The sequence below is a fragment of the Nocardia sp. bgisy118 genome (assembly GCF_057708605.1).
Genome location: NZ_JBYISM010000011.1, coordinates 30153 through 47319, shown reverse-complemented (window position 1 = coordinate 47319; position 17167 = coordinate 30153). Strand labels below are relative to the sequence as shown.

At 68.1% G+C, this 17167-nt stretch carries 19 protein-coding genes; 9 read left to right on the top strand and 10 right to left on the bottom strand.

What is annotated here, in order from left to right; all coding sequences use genetic code 11:
• Positions 1 to 11: 11 nt before the first annotated feature.
• Together AC3EO7_RS15800 and AC3EO7_RS15795 are read right to left on the bottom strand one after the other, a co-directional pair.
• Positions 12 to 806 (bottom strand): O-methyltransferase, encoded by a 795-nt coding sequence (locus AC3EO7_RS15800; RefSeq protein ID WP_431970279.1) that lies wholly within the window; start codon positions 804 to 806, stop codon positions 12 to 14.
• A gap of 69 nt (positions 807 to 875) precedes the next feature.
• The gene (locus AC3EO7_RS15795) at positions 876 to 2306 is read right to left on the bottom strand and encodes an SDR family NAD(P)-dependent oxidoreductase (RefSeq protein WP_431970278.1); all 1431 of its coding nucleotides are present in this window, start codon (positions 2304 to 2306) and stop codon (positions 876 to 878) included.
• Between the two features lie 268 nt (positions 2307 to 2574).
• On the opposite strand from AC3EO7_RS15795, the gene AC3EO7_RS15790 reads away from it, so the two are divergent.
• On the top strand, positions 2575 to 3240 hold the full coding sequence (locus AC3EO7_RS15790; RefSeq protein ID WP_435591583.1) for a PRC-barrel domain-containing protein: 666 nt from the start codon (positions 2575 to 2577) through the stop codon (positions 3238 to 3240).
• A gap of 78 nt (positions 3241 to 3318) precedes the next feature.
• Positions 3319 to 3477, top strand: coding sequence for a hypothetical protein (locus AC3EO7_RS15785; RefSeq protein ID WP_435591582.1), 159 nt, complete (start codon positions 3319 to 3321; stop codon positions 3475 to 3477).
• Positions 3478 to 3496: 19 nt separating this feature from the next.
• Here AC3EO7_RS15785 and AC3EO7_RS15780 read toward each other — a convergent pair whose 3' ends face one another.
• Entirely contained in the window at positions 3497 to 4435 is a 939-nt protein-coding gene (locus AC3EO7_RS15780; RefSeq protein WP_431970276.1) for an alpha/beta fold hydrolase, read from the bottom strand.
• Between the two features lie 225 nt (positions 4436 to 4660).
• On the opposite strand from AC3EO7_RS15780, the gene AC3EO7_RS15775 reads away from it, so the two are divergent.
• The 4 genes from AC3EO7_RS15775 to AC3EO7_RS15760 all read left to right on the top strand — a co-directional run bounded on the left by AC3EO7_RS15775 (position 4661) and on the right by AC3EO7_RS15760 (position 8004).
• Complete coding sequence (locus tag AC3EO7_RS15775; RefSeq protein ID WP_431970275.1) at positions 4661 to 5332, top strand: TetR/AcrR family transcriptional regulator; 672 nt, start codon at positions 4661 to 4663, stop codon at positions 5330 to 5332.
• A 132-nt stretch (positions 5333 to 5464) separates the two neighbouring features.
• Positions 5465 to 6610 carry an acyl-CoA dehydrogenase family protein gene (locus AC3EO7_RS15770; RefSeq protein ID WP_431970273.1) on the top strand — a complete coding sequence of 382 codons (1146 nt, stop codon included), beginning with the start codon at positions 5465 to 5467 and terminating at the stop codon, positions 6608 to 6610.
• A complete protein-coding gene (locus tag AC3EO7_RS15765; protein ID WP_431970272.1) occupies positions 6594 to 7268 on the top strand; it encodes a TetR/AcrR family transcriptional regulator in 675 nt (224 codons plus the stop codon). Before AC3EO7_RS15770 ends, AC3EO7_RS15765 begins: the two co-directional genes overlap by 17 nt.
• A gap of 550 nt (positions 7269 to 7818) precedes the next feature.
• On the top strand, positions 7819 to 8004 hold the full coding sequence (locus AC3EO7_RS15760; RefSeq protein ID WP_435591581.1) for a hypothetical protein: 186 nt from the start codon (positions 7819 to 7821) through the stop codon (positions 8002 to 8004).
• A gap of 53 nt (positions 8005 to 8057) precedes the next feature.
• On the opposite strand, the gene AC3EO7_RS15755 is transcribed toward AC3EO7_RS15760, so the two are convergent.
• Positions 8058 to 8396 (bottom strand): hypothetical protein, encoded by a 339-nt coding sequence (locus AC3EO7_RS15755; RefSeq protein ID WP_431970271.1) that lies wholly within the window; start codon positions 8394 to 8396, stop codon positions 8058 to 8060.
• 222 nt (positions 8397 to 8618) lie between these two features.
• Between AC3EO7_RS15755 and AC3EO7_RS15750 the strand changes: the two genes are divergently transcribed.
• Complete coding sequence (locus tag AC3EO7_RS15750) at positions 8619 to 9311, top strand: hypothetical protein (protein WP_435591580.1); 693 nt, start codon at positions 8619 to 8621, stop codon at positions 9309 to 9311.
• Positions 9312 to 9324: 13 nt separating this feature from the next.
• Here AC3EO7_RS15750 and ligD read toward each other — a convergent pair whose 3' ends face one another.
• The 5 genes from ligD to AC3EO7_RS15725 all read right to left on the bottom strand — a co-directional run bounded on the left by ligD (position 9325) and on the right by AC3EO7_RS15725 (position 13412).
• Positions 9325 to 10326: a non-homologous end-joining DNA ligase gene (gene ligD / locus AC3EO7_RS15745; RefSeq protein ID WP_431970269.1), complete on the bottom strand. Its 1002-nt coding sequence runs from the start codon at positions 10324 to 10326 to the stop codon at positions 9325 to 9327.
• Positions 10323 to 11411 (bottom strand): ATP-dependent DNA ligase, encoded by a 1089-nt coding sequence (locus AC3EO7_RS15740; protein WP_431970268.1) that lies wholly within the window; start codon positions 11409 to 11411, stop codon positions 10323 to 10325. The genes ligD and AC3EO7_RS15740 overlap by 4 nt, the downstream gene beginning before the upstream one ends.
• A gap of 222 nt (positions 11412 to 11633) precedes the next feature.
• Complete coding sequence (locus tag AC3EO7_RS15735; RefSeq protein ID WP_431970267.1) at positions 11634 to 12029, bottom strand: cold shock domain-containing protein; 396 nt, start codon at positions 12027 to 12029, stop codon at positions 11634 to 11636.
• 32 nt (positions 12030 to 12061) lie between these two features.
• Positions 12062 to 13162: an SPFH domain-containing protein gene (locus AC3EO7_RS15730; protein ID WP_431970266.1), complete on the bottom strand. Its 1101-nt coding sequence runs from the start codon at positions 13160 to 13162 to the stop codon at positions 12062 to 12064.
• Positions 13163 to 13181: 19 nt separating this feature from the next.
• Positions 13182 to 13412, bottom strand: coding sequence for a hypothetical protein (locus AC3EO7_RS15725; protein WP_068064169.1), 231 nt, complete (start codon positions 13410 to 13412; stop codon positions 13182 to 13184).
• Positions 13413 to 13573: 161 nt separating this feature from the next.
• Between AC3EO7_RS15725 and AC3EO7_RS15720 the strand changes: the two genes are divergently transcribed.
• Positions 13574 to 14200 (top strand): TetR/AcrR family transcriptional regulator, encoded by a 627-nt coding sequence (locus AC3EO7_RS15720; RefSeq protein ID WP_431970265.1) that lies wholly within the window; start codon positions 13574 to 13576, stop codon positions 14198 to 14200.
• A gap of 5 nt (positions 14201 to 14205) precedes the next feature.
• Positions 14206 to 15348, top strand: coding sequence for a hemerythrin domain-containing protein (locus tag AC3EO7_RS15715; protein ID WP_431970264.1), 1143 nt, complete (start codon positions 14206 to 14208; stop codon positions 15346 to 15348).
• A 49-nt stretch (positions 15349 to 15397) separates the two neighbouring features.
• Here AC3EO7_RS15715 and AC3EO7_RS15710 read toward each other — a convergent pair whose 3' ends face one another.
• Positions 15398 to 17110, bottom strand: a complete 1713-nt coding sequence (locus AC3EO7_RS15710; RefSeq protein WP_435591579.1) for an acyl-CoA dehydrogenase family protein — start codon at positions 17108 to 17110, stop codon at positions 15398 to 15400.
• Positions 17111 to 17167: the final 57 nt, after the last annotated feature.

Here is a 17167-nt window from a genome sequence, read left to right as displayed (position 1 = left end):
GGCGGGTGCGCTCAGCCCAGGTACTCCGACTCGAGGACGAGATCGCGCAGCAGGGACTGGTATTCGACGTGGGTGCGATGCTCCACGGTGCGCCAGGTCCTGCCCTCCTGCGCACGCATGTAGCGCAGGTAGCGCGGCGCTCCCGGCATCTTCACGTTGTCGGCGACCACGAGGGAGCCCGGGTGTAGCCAGTTCACGGTGAGCAGCGCGAGCAGGTCGGGCAGATACGCGGTCTTCAAGTGATCCAGGAAGACGAAATCGACCGCGCTCGCGGCGAATCCGTGGTCGACGGCGAGCCTGCGCATGGTCGTCCCGCCGTCGCCGATCTTGCCGACCACCACCTCGACCCGGTCGGCGAGCCCGGCGTGCGCGATCACGTCGGTCGCGATCGCGGCGTTGGCGGCGCTGACCTCCACCGACACCAGCCGTCCCCGCTGCGGCAGCAGGCGTCCCGTTCGCACCGCGCTGTATCCGCAGTAGGCGCCCAGTTCCAGCGCGAGCAGTGGCCTCGCGCGCCGAACCGCGGCGTCGAGGAGCAGACCCTTCTCGTCGCCGACGTTCATCAGGAAGCTGCGGGTGCGCGCGAAGTCATCGATGGCGGCGAGCACACTGTCGGGATCGCCCGGTGTCGCGGTGCTCAGCACGTGCTGTCGCACGGCTTCCTCGCGGCCGTCGCCCACCTGTCCGGTGCGCAGCACGGATTGGCCGCCGAGCGCGAAGCGGATCATCGACCAGCGCAGGAACGGCGCTTTGTCGCGCAGCAGCACGCTGATTCCGGTTCGACGCGATCCAGTCTCGTCCGCCATGCGCCCTCCAGATCGTGGTAGCTGTGTCACCACCGATTCTGCTCGCCAGGCAGCGCGCGCGGCGGAGGCTCACCAGGGCGAGGGCTGATAGTCCTTGAGGAAGCAGCCGTAGAGGTCGACGCCGTCCTCGCCCTGCACGATCGGGTCGTAGACGCGGGCGGCGCCATCGACCAGGTCGAGCGGGGCGTGGAAGCCTTCCTCGGCGAGGCGGATCTTGGTGTAGTGCGGGCGCTCGTCGGTGATCCAGCCGGTGTCGACGGCGCTCATCAGGATCGAGTCGGACTCGAACATCTCCTTGGCGCTGGTGCGGGTCAGCATGTTCAGCGCCGCCTTGGCCATATTGGTGTGCGGGTGTCCCGGTCCCTTGTACCCGCGGCCGAACTGACCCTCCATGGCGGAGACGTTCACGATGTACTTGCGGCGGGCGGGCGCGGCGGCCATAGCCGGACGCAGCCGCGACACCAGGATGAACGGCGCCACCGAATTGCACAGCTGGACTTCGAGCAGTTCGGTCGGATCGACCTCGGCGACCGTCTGCACCCAGCTGTTTGTGTGCGCGAGATCTGGCACCAGCCCGCCCGCGTCGATCGCCACGCCGCGCGAAATCCGTTCGGGGGTGGCCGATCCCGCGACCAGCGCGAGCTCCGCGACATCTGCTGCGGTGAGCGTCGGCGCGAGCGAGGCGGTCAGCGCGGTCGGATGCGCCTGCATGGTCTTGCCGAAGGTCACCACGTCGGGCAGTGCGCCGGCGGGCAGCGGACCGGACTCGGCCTCCACCAGCGCGCTGTACGCGCCGGGGGAGCGGCGCACGGTCTGCGCCGCGTTGTTGATCAGGATGTCCAGCGGGCCCTGCGCGGCGATGTCGTCGGCGAGGGCCACCACCTGCGCGGGGTCGCGCAGGTCGATGCCGACGATGCGCAGCCGGTGCAGCCAATCGGCGCTGTCGTCCATGGCGGCGAAACGGCGAATGGCGTCGTTGGGGAAGCGGGTCGTGATGGTGGTGTGCGCGCCGTCGCGCAGCAGCCGCAGCGCGATGTACATGCCGATCTTGGCGCGGCCGCCGGTGAGCAGCGCGCGACGGCCCGAGAGATCGGCGCGCGCGTCGCGCTTGGCGTGGCTGCTCGCGGCGCAGTCCGGGCACAGCTGGTGGTAGAAGGCGTCGACGCGGGTGTAGCGCTGCTTGCAGATGTAACAGGGTCGCGGGCGGAGCAGGGTGCCCGCGCTGGCGCCCTTGGTCGTCGAGGTCAGCGGAATGCCCGCGGTCTCGTCATCGATGCGATTCGGTGAGCCCGTGGCGGTGGCCGCGACGACCGCGCGGTCCGCGGTGGCGATCTTGTCGCGGGCCTCGACGCGGCGGCGCTGCTTGAGCTTCTTGAACATGTGCCCGACCGCGCGCTGCACGAGCAGCGAATCGGGGTGGTCCTTCTCCAGCTGTCCGGCCTGGTCGAGTACCCGAAGACAGGTGGCGAGCTCGTCGGGATCGATACTGCTGTCGGCCATCGGGGGTGTGGAGGTCCTTCGTGAGCTGGGCAATCGAAGTCACCATTGTCGCAAACCCTCGCGTCCGGTCGCGGTCCGGCCGTGTCTTGTTCACCCGCGTCGGTCGTGGCCGCGGCGAAACAGACGCTCGACCGAGTGCTGTTTGCCGGTGAGGACAGGGGGTAGTTGCCTGTGTGATCGATTGATCATGCAGGTCCGCGGTGTCTTGCCGATCGCTCTTTCGGCCGGTCGCCGCAATCGTCCCGCAGTGAGGATCGAGGAGGAGACCATGAGCAGTCTGCTGGATTCGGTACTCGGCAACATCGTCTACGACCGTGACGGGGACAAGGTCGGCAAGGTCAAGCGGATCTACGTGGACAACGCCAGCGGCTTCCCGACCTGGGTGGCCATCTCCACGGGGTTGTTCGGTCACGACGCGCTGGTGCCGCTGGCAGGCGCCGAGCACCGGCGCGAGCGCGCGACGCTACAGGTGCGGGTCGGCAAGGAGCAGGTCAAGTCCGCGCCGTACCTCGACGACGACGGCAATATCAGCCAGCGCAGCGAACGAGAGTTGTTCGAGCACTACGACATCGACCCGGCCCTCTCGGCGTGGAAGACCTACGGCAGGCCCTATGGCGAGCACCCGGTGAACGCCCGGGCGACGACCGCCGAGTGGGCCGCCGACAGCGGCGGCCGGACCGACGACGAGCTGATTCGTTCCGAGGAACGGTTGACCATCGGCGCCGATCCCGACGCGGCGGGCGCCGCGCGCGGCCGCAGATACGTCGACGACGAGCCGACGGTGGCGATGGCGACCGGGCGCGACGCATCGGTGCCCGCGGAACCGATGCAGCTGAAGATCGATGACATCGTCGAAGAACGGACCGGGTCCGACAGGGTGCGGACGGAACGGGTCGACGGTATCGACGAGACCCGCGGACCGGATCGCTGGTGACCGGCTCGCCGGTGTCGTCGAGGGGCGAAGCGCATCCTTGGCGGCGCCGGCGGCCGCCGCTCACGAAAGGGACAGCCGATGGAGAACGCCCCCGATCAGGCCTGCACCGCTTTCGACGCGGTGCTCGCCGCGGCGGACTATCCCGTCTGGGTGGTCACCACGGCGGCGGGCGGAACCCGCGCGGGGTGCCTGCGCATCGACGCGGTCGCCGATCTTCCCCCGGACCACGAGGCCTGAAGCCCTCGCGGGTGTCGTGTCAGCCTCGAGGCAGGCTGCTGTCGGCCGCGGCCAGGTCTTCGACGAAATTGCCGAGCGCCTCGGCGACCAGCAGCGGATCGGTGCTCGGGAGCCAGTGGTCGGCGGGGACCGAGCAGCGCCACAGCCGGTCCACCCAGCGGGCACTGCCGTAGTAGAGGAACGGCGGGACCAGCACGTCGGTGGTGTCGACCACCATTTGCACCGGCACCGCGGTCGACCGAGGACGCGGACACAGCAGCCGGGGCGCCAGGTTGGCGTGCGCGATGCGCGCGCCGGCGAGCAGATCCGTGCGCCAGGTCGGCGCGATGGGCGCGTGCGCCGCGGGGATGCCGCCGAGCCGTTCGATGAGCCAGGTGCGGACGCGGGGCGGATAGGCGATCCGCAGCGCGGCCGTGCGCGCCGAGCCCGCGCCGTGCCGCCAGAACTTGCGATCGGCCGCCAGTCGCCCCATCCGGTGCGGCCGCACGGCGAGCTCGCGCAGCTGGACGCCGAGGTGATCGAGATTCGGTCCGGAGATGGCGGTGAAGGAGGCGATCCTGCTGTTGGCGCGCGGGTCACACACGGCCTCCCAGCCCTGGATCGCGCCCCACCCGTGCCCGCAGACGTGCGCGGGCCGGTTCGGGCTGACCGCGTCCAGCACGGCGAAGAGATCGTCGGCCAACTTGTCCAGCCGGAAAGCGCTCGCGCTGGAGCATGTTTCGCTGTCGCCGTGGCCGCGGGCATCGTACGCGATCACCCGGAAATCGTCGGCGAGCAGCGCGGCGACCTCGCGCCACACCCGATGGGTGTCGCTGAGTCCGTGCACCAGGACCAGCGGGACGCCGCGGGGGTGGCCCCATTCGAAGACCGCGAGGTCACCGTCGGCGCCGCGGACCCGGCGCTCTCGTCGCGGGAGATGGGTCCCGCGCGGTCCGATGCTGTCGAACGATTCGGTCATGTGCTCGCCTCGGTCACTGTCCATCGCTTCCAGGGGTACGGAGCCCTGAACGTACTGCCGGTACGTTCCACGATACTGACAGCGCGGAGACCCCCAATCAATGGTGAGCGACGTGACGGCGGTATGAGCTGGGTCACCGCTTGGCGGCGAGAAGGGCTGAGCGAACGGCAGGCGTACCGACGGTACGAGTAGGCTGCGCACGTGGCCCGCACACACGGCAGAACCGTGAGGACGACGATCACCCGCGAGGAGATCGTCGACGCGGCCGTGCGCGTCATCGATCGCGACGGGCCCCGGCCGAGCATGGACGACATCGCCAAGGAAGCGGGCATCACCAAGCCGCGCCTGTACCGCCGGTTCGCCGACAAATCCGATCTGTACACCGAGATCGGTGACCGGATGGCCAGATCCGCCGCGGCCGCCGCGGGCAACGACGTCACCCTGGTGCTGCAACCGCCGCGCGTCGCGCTGCGCCGCGTGCTCACCGGATACGCCGACAGTATTCTCCAGCACCCCAACGTGTTTCGGTTTCTCGGTCAGGCGCAGGTGAGTCAGCGCGCCGACGGATCGGTGCTGCAGTTCGACCTCGGTCGCGCAGCGGCGGATCGCTTCACCCGGCAGGCCCGCGAGATCGCCGAATCCGTCTCGATCGACCCCGCCGGAGTCGACTACCTGGCCCGCGCCGTCGTCGGCTCGGTCGTCGCCGTCACCGACCTGTGGCTGGGCGAATCCGGACGCCCCGATCCGTCCGGCACCACCGAATTCGTCGACCGAACCGCCGAATTCGTCTGGGGCCTGATCGACCGATTCCTCCGCACCCAAGGCATAGTCGCCGACCCGGACGCCCCGATCTTCACGACCCTGGCCACCGTGAACTCCGCACGCCCCGCGAGCTGACCCCGGCCAAGCTCTTCTCCTTACCCGGGGCGAACTCGCGCCCATGTTGTTGACAAGCCGCCAATAGTGCTGGAATCTGGTGGCGGTGGATCGGCATCGGGGCCGGTCCGTGGTGAGCAAAGGATCGGGACCATGGCACGGGCCGCGTGGAGTGACGACGAGGTGGAGGCCGTTCGCGACCTCGCACGGACGTTCTTCGAGAAGGAAGTCGTTCCGCACGAGGAGAAGTTCGTCGCGCAGGGGCACCCCGACCGGAATCTGTACAACCGGGCGGGTGATCTCGGTCTGCTGTGCACTGCGATCCCGGCCGAATACGGCGGTGGCGGTGGCACATTCGCGCACGAGGCGGCGATCATCGAGGAGCAGGCCTTCGCGGGCGACGGCTCGCTCGGCATGGCGGTGCACAGCTCGATCATCGCGCCGTACCTCATGGAATTCGGGTCCGAGGAGCTCAAGCGGCGGGTGCTGCCCAAGGCGGCCGGCGGCGAGATGGTGCTGTCCATCGGCATGACCGAACCGAGCACCGGCTCGGACCTGCAGAACATCAAGACCCGCGCAGTGCGCGAAGGCGACGAGTACGTCATCACCGGCTCGAAGATCTTCATCACCAACGGCTGGCTCTGCGACGGCATCATCATCGCCGCGAAGACCGATCCGTCGAAGGGCGCGGCGGGCGTCTCGCTGATCTTCGCCGAGGTCGGCGACGACACCCCCGGATTCACTCGGGGCCGCATCCTGAACAAGATCGGCGGCAAGGCCCAGGACACGGCCGAACTGTTCTTCGACGGCCTGCGGGTGCCCGCGTCCAACCTGCTCGGCGAAGCCGAGGGGCAGGGCTTCTACCAGATGATGCAGCTGCTGGCCCAGGAGCGACTGGTCACCGCCATCCTCGCGACCGCCATGATGGAGAAGGCCGTCGAACTGACCGTCGACTACACCAAGGGGCGCGAGGCGTTCGGCAAGCCGCTGTTCGCGATGCAGAACACCAAGTTCGAGCTCGCCGAATGCGCGACGCTGGCCAAGGTCTGCCGCACCTTCCTCGACGACGCGATCGTCAAGCATCTGCGTGGCGAGCTCGACATACCGACCGCGGCCATGTCGAAATACTGGATCACCGACCAACTCGGTATCGTTGTCGATCGCTGCCTGCAACTGTTCGGCGGCTACGGCTACATGACGGAGTATCCGATTTCCCAGCTCTACACCGGCGCCCGCGTCCTGCGCATCCTCGCGGGCAGCAACGAAGTGATGAAGGATCTCATTGCGCGGTCTCTCTGAAACCCGAAGCGGTGAGGCCTCCGCGGCGGTGTCGAACGGCGCCGCCGACGGGTCGCCGCGCCGACGCAGGCTCGAACCCGACGAGCGGCGCGCACAGATCCTCGCCTGCGCGATCGACATGTTCGGCGAGCGGCCCTATGCCGCGGTGTCCACCGCGGAGCTCGCGCAGCGCGCCGGGGTGGCCCGCGGACTGATCAACCACTACTTCGGCAACAAGCGGGATTTGTATCTCGCCGTGGTGCGCCGGATGGTGACCCTGCCCAAGCTCGAAACCATGGTCGTGCCCGCGGGCACCGATCGCGAGCGCGTCGAGGCCAGTGTGCGCTGGCTGCTGGACACCATCGGCGAGCATGGCAGCACCTGGGTCAAGGTCACCAGCCACGAAGGCGTCGGCGACGACCCCGAGGTGCAGCAGATACTCGACGAGGCCGACGACGCCGCCGCCGAGCGCACGCTGGTGATGGTCGGGCTGGCCGATTCGGCGCACAGTACGGAACTGCGGGCGATAGTGCGGGCCTACGGCGGGCTGGTGAAGGTCGCGGGACGCGAGTGGATCACCCGCGGCAATCTCACCCGCGAACAGGTGCACGAACTGCTCGCCGACATGCTGTTCACCCTGGTCACCGAGACGATGCCGAAGGTCGACAACTGGCGCTGAGCGCGGCCGAAGCGGTCGGCATAAGCGGCACGGACGATGTCCGATCTGCCTGAATTCCTCGTTCAGGCCGGGCATTTGGCCGGAGGAAAATTATTGAAAATTTCCTGTTCCTGTTTTCACATTTGGTAGCCGGAAGTAAGCTGATCTAGACGCCTTCCCCGCGGTGAACCAGGGTGGGCCGTCGCGACCATCGTCGCGGCGTCTCCATTCGTTTGCTCGATGCCGCGGCGGGCTGTTACCTGATGATTCGGCACCGGCCAGTTGCCGGTCGGCGTGCCGACCTGGCCGCTGGGGCATCTAGCCGCCCCGTCCGCCATCGGCAGACCTGGATTACCGGAGACGGTCGTCAGCGACAACGACCCAGCGACTCCTCGGCATGCGCTCACGGGGACATCCCCCGGCGACCGGCAGATCACGCCTGCCCACCAGGGCTCGGCACGATAACCCGTCGGCAGAACTGCTCCGGGCTATCGGCGAGGCGCCCCCGGCCCACTACCCAGCGGCTGTCCGGGCGTTCGTGAACTATTCGATCGAATCAAGGGATTGCACAATGTCCAGCACAATCATCAAAACCGCGGCTGCTACCGCGTTAGCTCTCCCGCTGTGCTTCCTCGCAGCTCCCGCGGCCTCGGCGAATCCGGCTCCCGCGCAAGCGACCCCGGTCTCCGCCGCTGCCACGCCCGCCGGGTCCGTCATCCTCTGTGTGCCCCTCGGCAGCGTCGTTTTCTGCATCTGAGATCTTCGAACTCGCCGTGTGTCGGGGAGCCTGGGCCGGCTGACGCGGTCGGCTCAGGCGTCGGGCCTGCGCGCGGCACTGTAGTGCACCGGGCGGAGGCCGCCGGGTGCGTGGCCGCGCCTGCCGTAGCGCAGTTCGATCACTTCCTGCCTCCGGTGCTCGACCAGCAGCGCGCCGACCCCTAGACACCACAGCAGCGCCGTGGCGATCGCGCCGAGTTGCGTCCAGCCGGGATAGCCGTAACCGGCCGCGGTCAACGTGCACGCCATCGCGACGACGCCCAGGGCGCACAGCACAATTCCGGGCATGTTGTAGTTATCGCCGAGCATGTCGCCCGCTTGGGCGTGCCAGAGTCGCTTGTCCTTGCTCGGTGAATCGGTAGGTCCTGGCATCGGTCCCTCCTGAAGTGAACCAGCGCATTATCAGCGATATCACCGCTAGCTCAGCATGAACCTCCTGCGCCGCGGGTGCGAGCGTTGTGCCGAGTTCGTTATTCCGAATCGATCGGACAATTCGGTCTTATTACGGCAATTCGTCCGTATTCTGTCTGCGTATCGGGCGGGGCCGGACAGCCCGGGTTCCTGCGCGAGAGTTTTGACGCGAGAGGGAGCTGGATGGCACGCACGCAACAGTGGCAGGAACGCGAGCGCTGGCCGGAGGCTTGGCCGGACGAGCGGGATCCGGAGGATCCGTTCCCGCACGAGTCCCGGCCGATCGTCAATCCCTACGCGGTTGTCGCGCTGGTGGCCGCATTGCTCGCGCTGTTCCCCGTCGCGATCGTCTTCGGGTTCATCGCCTTCAGTCATCCGCGCGGCCGCGTGATGGCCTGTTTCGCGTTGTTGCTCGGCGCCGCCGAGGTGGCGGCGGTGGCGGGGTTCTTCGTGCTGTCGGGAAACATGTTGCCCGACACCATGTCCCGGGCCACTCAGGCGACCACGACGACCACCGCCCAGGTGACCACGGTGGCCACGGTGGCCACCACGTCGGCGTCGACCGCGGTTGCCCCACCTCCGCCGCCACCTGCGACCACCACCCAGCCGGCGGCGCGCAAGGGCGGGGCCTGCACCGCAACCCAAGCCGGTCTGATCGGGGCCGCGGCCGACGGCGGAACGCTGCTATGCCTAGCCAACGCCGCAGCGGAAAGCGGCTACCAGTGGTCGGGCCCCTACAACGTCGGCACCGGCATCTACGAAGTGGGCTCGAAATGCGACTCCTCGGTCGCCAAGACCGGGCGCACGTCGGAGGGCCGCGCCCTGGTATGCGAGACCCAGGGGCGCGGCGGGGCCTGGGTGCTCTGGACGGAATAGCCGCGCCGGGCCCTCAGTCCGGTTTCTTCGCCCGGCTGGGTTGGACGCGCGGCGGCTCGTTGGGCATCTTCGGATACTGCGGCGGCCACGGTGCGTCCATCAGGCCTGCGGCCATGTCGCGGTCGGACATCTCGAGCAGCGGTTCGATGGACTGCGGCGCTCGGTCGGCCCAGGGATCGCCGCGCTCGGCGAGCCGGGCGGGCACGGTCGCGATGGTCAGCTCGTCCGGCGCGACGGTGGCCAGATCGTCCCAGGAGATCGGCGTCGACACCTGCGCGCCCACCTTCGGGCGCACGCACCACGCGCCGAACACCGTTTTGTGCGGTGCGTTCTGGTTGAAGTCGACGAACACCCGGTGGCCGCGTTCCTCTTTCCACCACTGCGCGGTGATCAGATCGGGGTGTCTGCGCTCGAGCTCTCTGGCCAGTGCGACCGAGGCCGCGCGCACCTGGTAGCCGTCCCATTTCTCCTGGAGCGCGACGTAGATGTGCAGGCCGCGCGATCCGGAGGTCTTGATCCGGCACTCGATGCCGAGTTCGGTGAACAGGTCCCTGGTGAGCACCGCGGCATGCTTCAGGTCGTCGAAGGTGATGCCGGGGGAGGGATCGAGGTCGATGCGCAGTTCGTCGGCGATGCGCAGATCGGCGACGTGATTGGGCCAGACGTGGAAGCCGAGGCAGCCCTGGTTCACCGCCCACAGCACGTGTGCGAGATCGTGGGCGACCAGCGCGTCGCTGGTGGTGCCGTTGGGAGTGGACACCTCGACGGTGTGCAGCCAGTCGGGCGCGGATTTGGGCACCCGCTTCTGGAACCACGACTTGCCCGACGCTCCGTCCGGGTAGCGCTCCAGCAGCAGCGGCCGGTCCCGCACCACGCCGAGGAACGGCTCGGCCACCGCCTGGTAGTAGCGCACCAGGTCGAGCTTGGTCTCGCCGCGCTTGGTGAAGTAGACCTTGTCGGGATTGCTGATGGTGACGGTTCTGCCGTCGACCTCGATGTCCACCGACGCGCTCATCGGGACGCCTCGGCCTCGGCGAAGATGGCGCCGAGCTCGGCGGGCGCCACCTCGTCCAGCTGGGCGTAGGTACACGAATCCGGTGTGCGATCCGATCGGAACCGCACCAGCCTGCCGCCGTGGCGCAGCCGGCCGGACTGCACGTGCTCGTAGCGGACCTCGGCGACCAGCTCCGGCCGCAGCGCCTCCCAAGACAGGTCCTTGCCCCCGGTCCAGCGGCTCACCCCGCCCGGCATCTTGCCCTCCGCCTTGGCCTGCGCGGCGGCATCGGCCCACTCCCGCCACGGATGGTTCGCCAAGGCGTTGTCTCGCAACGGTTTCAGCTCCTCGACGAGGGCTTTGCGCTTGGCCGCGGTGAAACTGCTCGCCACCCCGACGTGGTGCAGCTGGCCTTCGTCGTCGAACAGCCCGAGCAGCAGCGAGCCGACGCCCTCGCCGTCCTTGTGCCAGCGGAATCCCGCGACCACGCAGTCGGCGGTGCGTTCGTGTTTGACCTTCAGCATCACCCGCTTGTCCTGCTGGTAGGGCTGGGCGTCGGCTTTGACCATGACCCCGTCGAAACCGGCGCCCTCGAACCGGGTGAACCAGTCCTCGGCCACGTCCGGATCGCGGGTGAGCGGGGTCAGGTGGACGCGGGCGAGCGCGGTGTCGAGGATCGTCTCCAGCAGCCGCCTGCGTTCGGCGAACGGTTCGCCGGTGAGATCCTTGTCGCCGAGGGCGAGCAGGTCGAAGGCGACGAAACTGGCCGGGGTCTCCACGGCCAGCTTGTTCACCCGGGACGCGGCCGGGTGCAGCCGGTTCTGCAAGGTGTCGAAATCCAGGCCGTGCTCGGTGACCACCACGATCTCGCCGTCCACCACGCACTTGTCGGGCAGCGCCTGCTTCAGCAGTTCGGCGACCTCGGGAAAATACCTGGTCAACGGGCGGTCGTTGCGGGAACCGAGCTCGACCTCGTCGCCGTCGCGGAACACCACGCAACGGAATCCGTCCCATTTGGGCTCGTAGCTCAGCCCCGGCTCGCGCGGTACGGACGGCGCGGTCTTGGCCAGCATCGGCCGGACGGGTGGCATCACCGGTAGGTCCACACGTTCCTCCTCGGGTCTGGTCCTTCACCCGTGTCGACGTCGTGGCCGACGCGAATTCATCGGTGCGGAGCGGGTCGTCCCGGTCGATCGTAGAGCTCGGGTACGACAAGGAGGCGGACTTCGCGGTCCGGGCGTGCGCTGTTCACCGGCAATTCCCCGGCTGGGACCGCCAGCTGGGCGTTGTCGGCGCGGAGGAGCGTGTGGTTACCGCCGGGCGCCGGGTCAGTCCAACCAGCCGTGCTGATCGGCGAAGGCGGTGAGGCGGTCGCGGATGGTGAGGATCTCGCCCGCGGTGAGCGCGGGGCTGGCGTCCAGCAATAGTTCGGTGATCAGGCGCTTGTGCTCGGCGGCGGTGAGCTGGCCGGTCGACGACCTGTCCTTCTTGTGGCGGGGCGCTGCGGCGGACGCTCCGCCGACCGCGCTGAGGTTGACCGCCTTGGGACCCCGGTCGCCCTCGGTGACATCGAATTCGAAGACCCGGCCCTGGCGCAGTTCGTCCTCGTCCAGTCCGATGTCGTTCACGTGCACGAACACATCCGGTCCACCGTCTTCCGGTCGAATGAACCCGAACCCCCGAGAGCTGTCGAACGACACCAATTTCCCGATGGACACCAACACCCGCTCCTCGCCGCCGTCGCTACCCGGCCACTTTAGCTCCCATTATCCGCTTCGTTGTTCGAAAGCGCCTTTTGCAGAGAGTTGAACACGGTGAGTCCCTGGCCGACCATTCCATTCACCAATTCGCCGACGCCGTCCGGTCCGTTGAGCACGGTGAGATTGGCGTTGGCCAGCCCGTTCGAGGCCTGTTTGACGATTTCCGGCAGCTGTTCGATGAGCAGCTGATCGAGCGCGATCCGGTTGTTGGAGGCCGCCGCCTCGGCCTGGATCCTGGTGCGATCGGCTTCCGCCTCGGCCAGGATGCGCACCCGATCCGCCTCGGCCTGAGCGGGTTTCACCACCTCGGCCTGCAACTGCTGCTCGCGCAGGTGTGCCTCCTTGCGCGCCTGCTCGGCCTGTGCGGTGAGCACCTCCTGCATCGCGATGGCCTCCGCCAGCGGACCCGCCTGCGCGGCCTCGGCGTTGGCCTTGTCGATATCGCGCTGGTACTGGGCCTTCAGGATGGCGGTCTCGCGCTGGTATTCGGCCTGCCTGCGCAGCGATTCCTGTTCGGCCTCCGCGGCCCGTTGCGCGGCCTGCGCCTGGGCGATCTGCGCGTCGCGCTGCACCGCGGCATTGTGCGGCGCGGCCAGCGCGTTGATGTAGCCCAGATTGCCGTCGTCGATGGACTGGATCTGGAAGGAATCCACCCACAGCCCGATATTGCTCATCTCCACCTTCGAGGCGACCAGTACCTCGTCGGCCAGCTTCTGGCGTTCCCTGATGATCTCCTCGACCGTCATGGAGCCGACGATCGAGCGCAGGTGACCGGAGAAGATCCGGCCGGTCAGGACCGACATCTCCCGTTCCTGCTCGGAAAGGAAGCGCTGCGCGGCGTTCACGATCGACTGGGTGTCGTTGGCGACCTTGAACGCGATCACCGCCCGCACATCCAGCTGGATGGCCTGCTTGGTGACGCAGCGTTCCTTGATCTCCGCCTCGAACATGGCCAGCGACAAATAGCTGACCTTGCGGAACATAGGAACCACCCAGGCGCCGCGGCCGATGATCACCTTGAACGGCGCGTTGTCCTTGCTCGTGGCGCCGCTGACCAGCATCGCCTCGTCCGGGTCTGGTACGTGGTAGCCCAGCACGTCTGTCTCCCTTGCTCTTTCAGTGTTCCTGCTGCTCCGATATCAGCGGGATCCAGGGAACGACGTCGACGATGCGTCCGGGATGCGCCTCGACGATCAGCACGGTAGCGCCCGTCCCGATCGGCTCCGCGGCCCGCGCGATATACAACTCCGTCCCCCCGCGTATCGCGACCAGCACCTCTCCCAATGTCCCGGCGCCGCGGATCGGCGTGGTGATCGTTCCCGTCAATCCACGCACGGGATCGGTCATGCCTCCACTCCTGCCCTCGACACCAGAACACGTCAGCCTACGTGTGCCAGGCCACTTTTCGGTAGCGACTTTCGAAACGCCGGGTGCGTCGCGAGTGACGACGAACGAATAATTCGCTGGAACGACCTTGTGTCGAATACAGGCCCGTTCGACAATGGAGTATGGCCACTAGCACGCGGCGATATCGCTCCACCCTGCGTCAGGCCAAGGCAGGCGAGACCAGGGCGGCGGTGCTCGCCGCCGCCGCCGAATTGTTCGTGGCCCGCGGGTGGGCGGGCACATCGATGCGCGACATCGCCGCACGCGCGGGCTGCGCCGTGGAGACGGTGTACAGCAGCGTCGGCAACAAGCGCGAGATCCTGAAAGTGGTGCTCGACGTGGCCGTTGTCGGGGACGACGAGCCGGTGCCCCTGCTGGAGCGGCCGGAATTCCACGCCATCGCGGCCGGTCTCGTCCGCGAGCGCGCCGCCAAGCTGGCCAACCTGCTCGAGACCGTGAACCGGAGATCGGCCGCACTGCACCGCGTGCTGGTGCAGGCCGCGGCCGTCGACGCGGAATTGGCGGCACTCGCGGCCCGCGACCGCGCGGATCGCTCGACGTCGATGCGGGCGGGGCTCGAGGCGGTGACGGGCAGGCCCGTCACCGACGCCGAGGCAGCCTCGCTGCACGCCGTCCTCGGCGGCGAGGTCTACCTCGCGCTCACCGAGGAGTCCGCGTGGACACCCGCCACATACCGAAACTGGGCGGCCGACACCGTGATTCGGCTGCTCGACCTCGCCGAGGAGTAATCCATATGACCAACTCCGCAGACCTGGAACGACCCGCCGACACCCGCGCGATGGGAGTCGCGCACTCGGCGCTGCGCCGTGACCTGCTCCGGGCCAGGAACGCGCTGAGCGCCTGGCCCTACCCGTTCGACGAACAACGCGTCGCGATCGCGGAGCATCTGCTCTGGATCATGCGCTTCCTGCGCCATCTCCACGAATCCGAGGACGAACACCTCTACCCGCTGGTCCGCGACCACGACCCGGCGGCGGTGCAGCTGCTCGATCGGATGAACGCCGACCACCGCGCCCTCGTGCCCGCCATGGATCGGCTGGTCGACGCCGCGGTGGCCTACCGGGCCGCCGGTGAGGCTCGCGCACATGTTCTCGCGGCGCTCGACGAGCTGGAGGCCGTACTGCTCCCGCACCTGGAACGCGAAGAGCGCCAGATGATGCCGGTGGTCTCGACCGCGATCACCGAGGGCGAATGGCGGCACTGGGCCGACGAGCACAACCTCAAACCGCTCGGCCCGATCGAGCGGTTCGACGAGGGGCTGTTCCTCGTGGACGGCGCCTCGCCCGACGACACCGCCGCGATCGGCGAGATGGTTCCCGCGGTGCCGCGCTGGCTGATGCTGCACGTCATGATCAGGCGGTATCGCAGGGCCGCGTTCCGGCGCTGGCACACCGCCGAATTCTCCCCGCTGCGCGTGCCGTTGGGCGGCAGGAACGAAGTGTTCTGCGCCGCGCCGCCGGACGCGGTGTGGGCGGTGCTCGCCGACGTCACCCGCGTCGGCGAATGGAGCCACGAATGCCGCGGCGCCGAGTGGCTCGGCGGCAGCACCCGCGCCGAGGTCGGCGCTCGCTTCCGCGGCAGCAGCAAGTCGGGTCTCTGGCGCTGGCGGCGGCTGTGCACCTGCACGGTCGCCGACAAGCCGCGGGAGCTGGTGTGGGTCACCGACGGCGCCTTGGGCGACAACTCCGAATGGCGCTTCCGGCTGCGCCCTACTCCCGACGGGACGTGTATCGAGCAGACGTTCCGAGTGCTCTCGCTCCCGGTCTGGCTCGATCGGGTGATCTACCGGTTCGTCCCCGCCCACCGCGACCGTTCCCGCGCGCTTCGAGGCGATCTCGAGCGGCTCGCCCAGCTCGTCGAGCGCGAGTCGTCCTGACCGGTCGGGCTCGCGCGTCGCCCGGCGGGCAGCCACGGACGTGCGCGAGTTACGGGTTCATCCGGTACGCGCCCGCATGACCGAGCACCTCCGCGTACACGCGGTCGGCGCGCCCGGCGTCGGAGATCGGCTTGCGCAACGAGCCGAGGGCCCATTCCTGTTGCGCCACAGTGGAAGATGCCTTGGCAAAGACCCCGAGGGCGTAGGCCGAGAAGTCGCGGACCAACAACTCGAAGATGGCGTCGACGAGGTCGTCGGGCGTGCCCGCGATCGCGGCCTGCTCCAGGATCAGCTGGCCGTAGGGCAGCAACGTGAACAACTCACCGACGGCCAGCTGATAGTCCAGGTCCGTCAGCTGCGCGTCGGTCGCGGGGGCCTGTACCGGGAATTGGACGAACCGCTCGGCCTGCTCCAGGAACAGCGCGACATTCGGGAGGTGGCGATAGCCGGCGAACGCGGGCCGCCAGTCCGCGAAACGCACCTTGCCGAGCCCGGCCGCGCCGGGCTGGCGGAACAGCGCCTCGTCGTCGCCCGCGTCGCGGCGCACCGGCACCGGCGGCAAGTCGGCGGCGTTGTAGAGGAAACTCGGCAGGAATTTCAGTGTGAGCGCCATGTTCACGTGCGCGGTGCCCTCCAGGCGGGGCATGGAGTCGATGGTGCCGCGCGCCACCGCGAAGTAGGTGTTCTTCTCGAAACCCTTGGCGGAGATGACATCCGAGAGTTCGCGGAAGACGCGCTCGCCCTCGCGCGTCACCTTCATCTTGCCGATCGAGTTGAACATGACGAAACGCCGGTCCTCCGGGGTCGATTCGCGCATGTAGTCGATGGCTCGTTCGTGATAGAGCTTCATGGCGGTGATGCGAATGTAGTTGTCGGACAGTATCTGTCGCACCTGACCGAAGTCGGTGACCGGATGTCCGAACAAGATCTTCCCCGCGGCCTGGTCGACGGTCTCGTAGAAGCAGTGCTGCACGATGCCGAGGGTGACCATGCCGATGTTGAACTTGCCGCAGTTCACCGCGGCCAGCGCGACGTCGAAGGCCTTGCGGCCGGTGTGCAGTACGTCGTCGGCGGTGACCGGGTAATCCGCCAGATCGTAGGCGCTGACGTAGTTCTGGCCGTGAATGACGTTCTTGACCAGGGTGTAGCGGGGGTGGCTGCTGTCGGCGAGGAACCAGACGTACGCGTCCGGGCCCTCGATGTCGGTGCGGCGGCCGATGGTCGGCACCAGTCGCGCGACGTTGCCGTTGCCGATGTAGTACTTGCCGCCGTTGGCGGTGAATCCGCCCGCGCCGTCGGGGGTGAGCAGCATGTCGGTGGAGTAGATGTCGGCGCCGTGGTCCTTTTCGGACAGGCCGAAGGCGACGATGCCGCCGCGATCGAGTTCCTCGGCGGCGCGGGCGTGCGCCTTGTCGTTGCCGCTCTGCCAGATGGTGGCCAGGCCGAGGGTCGACACGCCCCACGCGTACCAGTACTGCGCGCCGTAGAAGCCGGTGATCTCGTTGAACTTGGAGATGAAGGCGGTGTCCCAGCGCTTGTCCGGATCGCCGCCCGCGTGCGCCTTCGGGGTGGCCATGTAGGCGAGGATTCTCGACTTCCGCAAGAAGACCATCCAGTCGTCGTACCACTCGCCGCGGTGCGCGTCGGCGGTGAGCGCCTGTTTGCCCTTGCTCTCGAAGAAGCCGACGAGCGAGGTCAGCAATCGCTGGGTCATCGGGTCGAACTCCGCGAAGGTGTCGGTCTTCGGATTGAACAGGGTCATGGCGACGGTGCCTTTCATCTGATGGCAGGTGCCATCAATTTAGAAGTGATGGCACCT

Coding starts and splice junctions, on each gene's coding strand:
- AC3EO7_RS15800 (WP_431970279.1), bottom strand. CDS start 806: ATGGCGGACGAGACTGGATCGCGTCGAACCGGAATCAGCGTGCTGCTG.
- AC3EO7_RS15795 (WP_431970278.1), bottom strand. CDS start 2,306: ATGGCCGACAGCAGTATCGATCCCGACGAGCTCGCCACCTGTCTTCGG.
- AC3EO7_RS15790 (WP_435591583.1), top strand. CDS start 2,575: ATGAGCAGTCTGCTGGATTCGGTACTCGGCAACATCGTCTACGACCGT.
- AC3EO7_RS15785 (WP_435591582.1), top strand. CDS start 3,319: ATGGAGAACGCCCCCGATCAGGCCTGCACCGCTTTCGACGCGGTGCTC.
- AC3EO7_RS15780 (WP_431970276.1), bottom strand. CDS start 4,435: ATGACCGAATCGTTCGACAGCATCGGACCGCGCGGGACCCATCTCCCG.
- AC3EO7_RS15770 (WP_431970273.1), top strand. CDS start 5,465: ATGGCACGGGCCGCGTGGAGTGACGACGAGGTGGAGGCCGTTCGCGAC.
- AC3EO7_RS15760 (WP_435591581.1), top strand. CDS start 7,819: ATGTCCAGCACAATCATCAAAACCGCGGCTGCTACCGCGTTAGCTCTC.
- AC3EO7_RS15755 (WP_431970271.1), bottom strand. CDS start 8,396: ATGCCAGGACCTACCGATTCACCGAGCAAGGACAAGCGACTCTGGCAC.
- AC3EO7_RS15750 (WP_435591580.1), top strand. CDS start 8,619: ATGGCACGCACGCAACAGTGGCAGGAACGCGAGCGCTGGCCGGAGGCT.
- ligD (WP_431970269.1), bottom strand. CDS start 10,326: ATGAGCGCGTCGGTGGACATCGAGGTCGACGGCAGAACCGTCACCATC.
- AC3EO7_RS15725 (WP_068064169.1), bottom strand. CDS start 13,412: ATGACCGATCCCGTGCGTGGATTGACGGGAACGATCACCACGCCGATC.
- AC3EO7_RS15720 (WP_431970265.1), top strand. CDS start 13,574: ATGGCCACTAGCACGCGGCGATATCGCTCCACCCTGCGTCAGGCCAAG.
- AC3EO7_RS15715 (WP_431970264.1), top strand. CDS start 14,206: ATGACCAACTCCGCAGACCTGGAACGACCCGCCGACACCCGCGCGATG.
- AC3EO7_RS15710 (WP_435591579.1), bottom strand. CDS start 17,110: ATGACCCTGTTCAATCCGAAGACCGACACCTTCGCGGAGTTCGACCCG.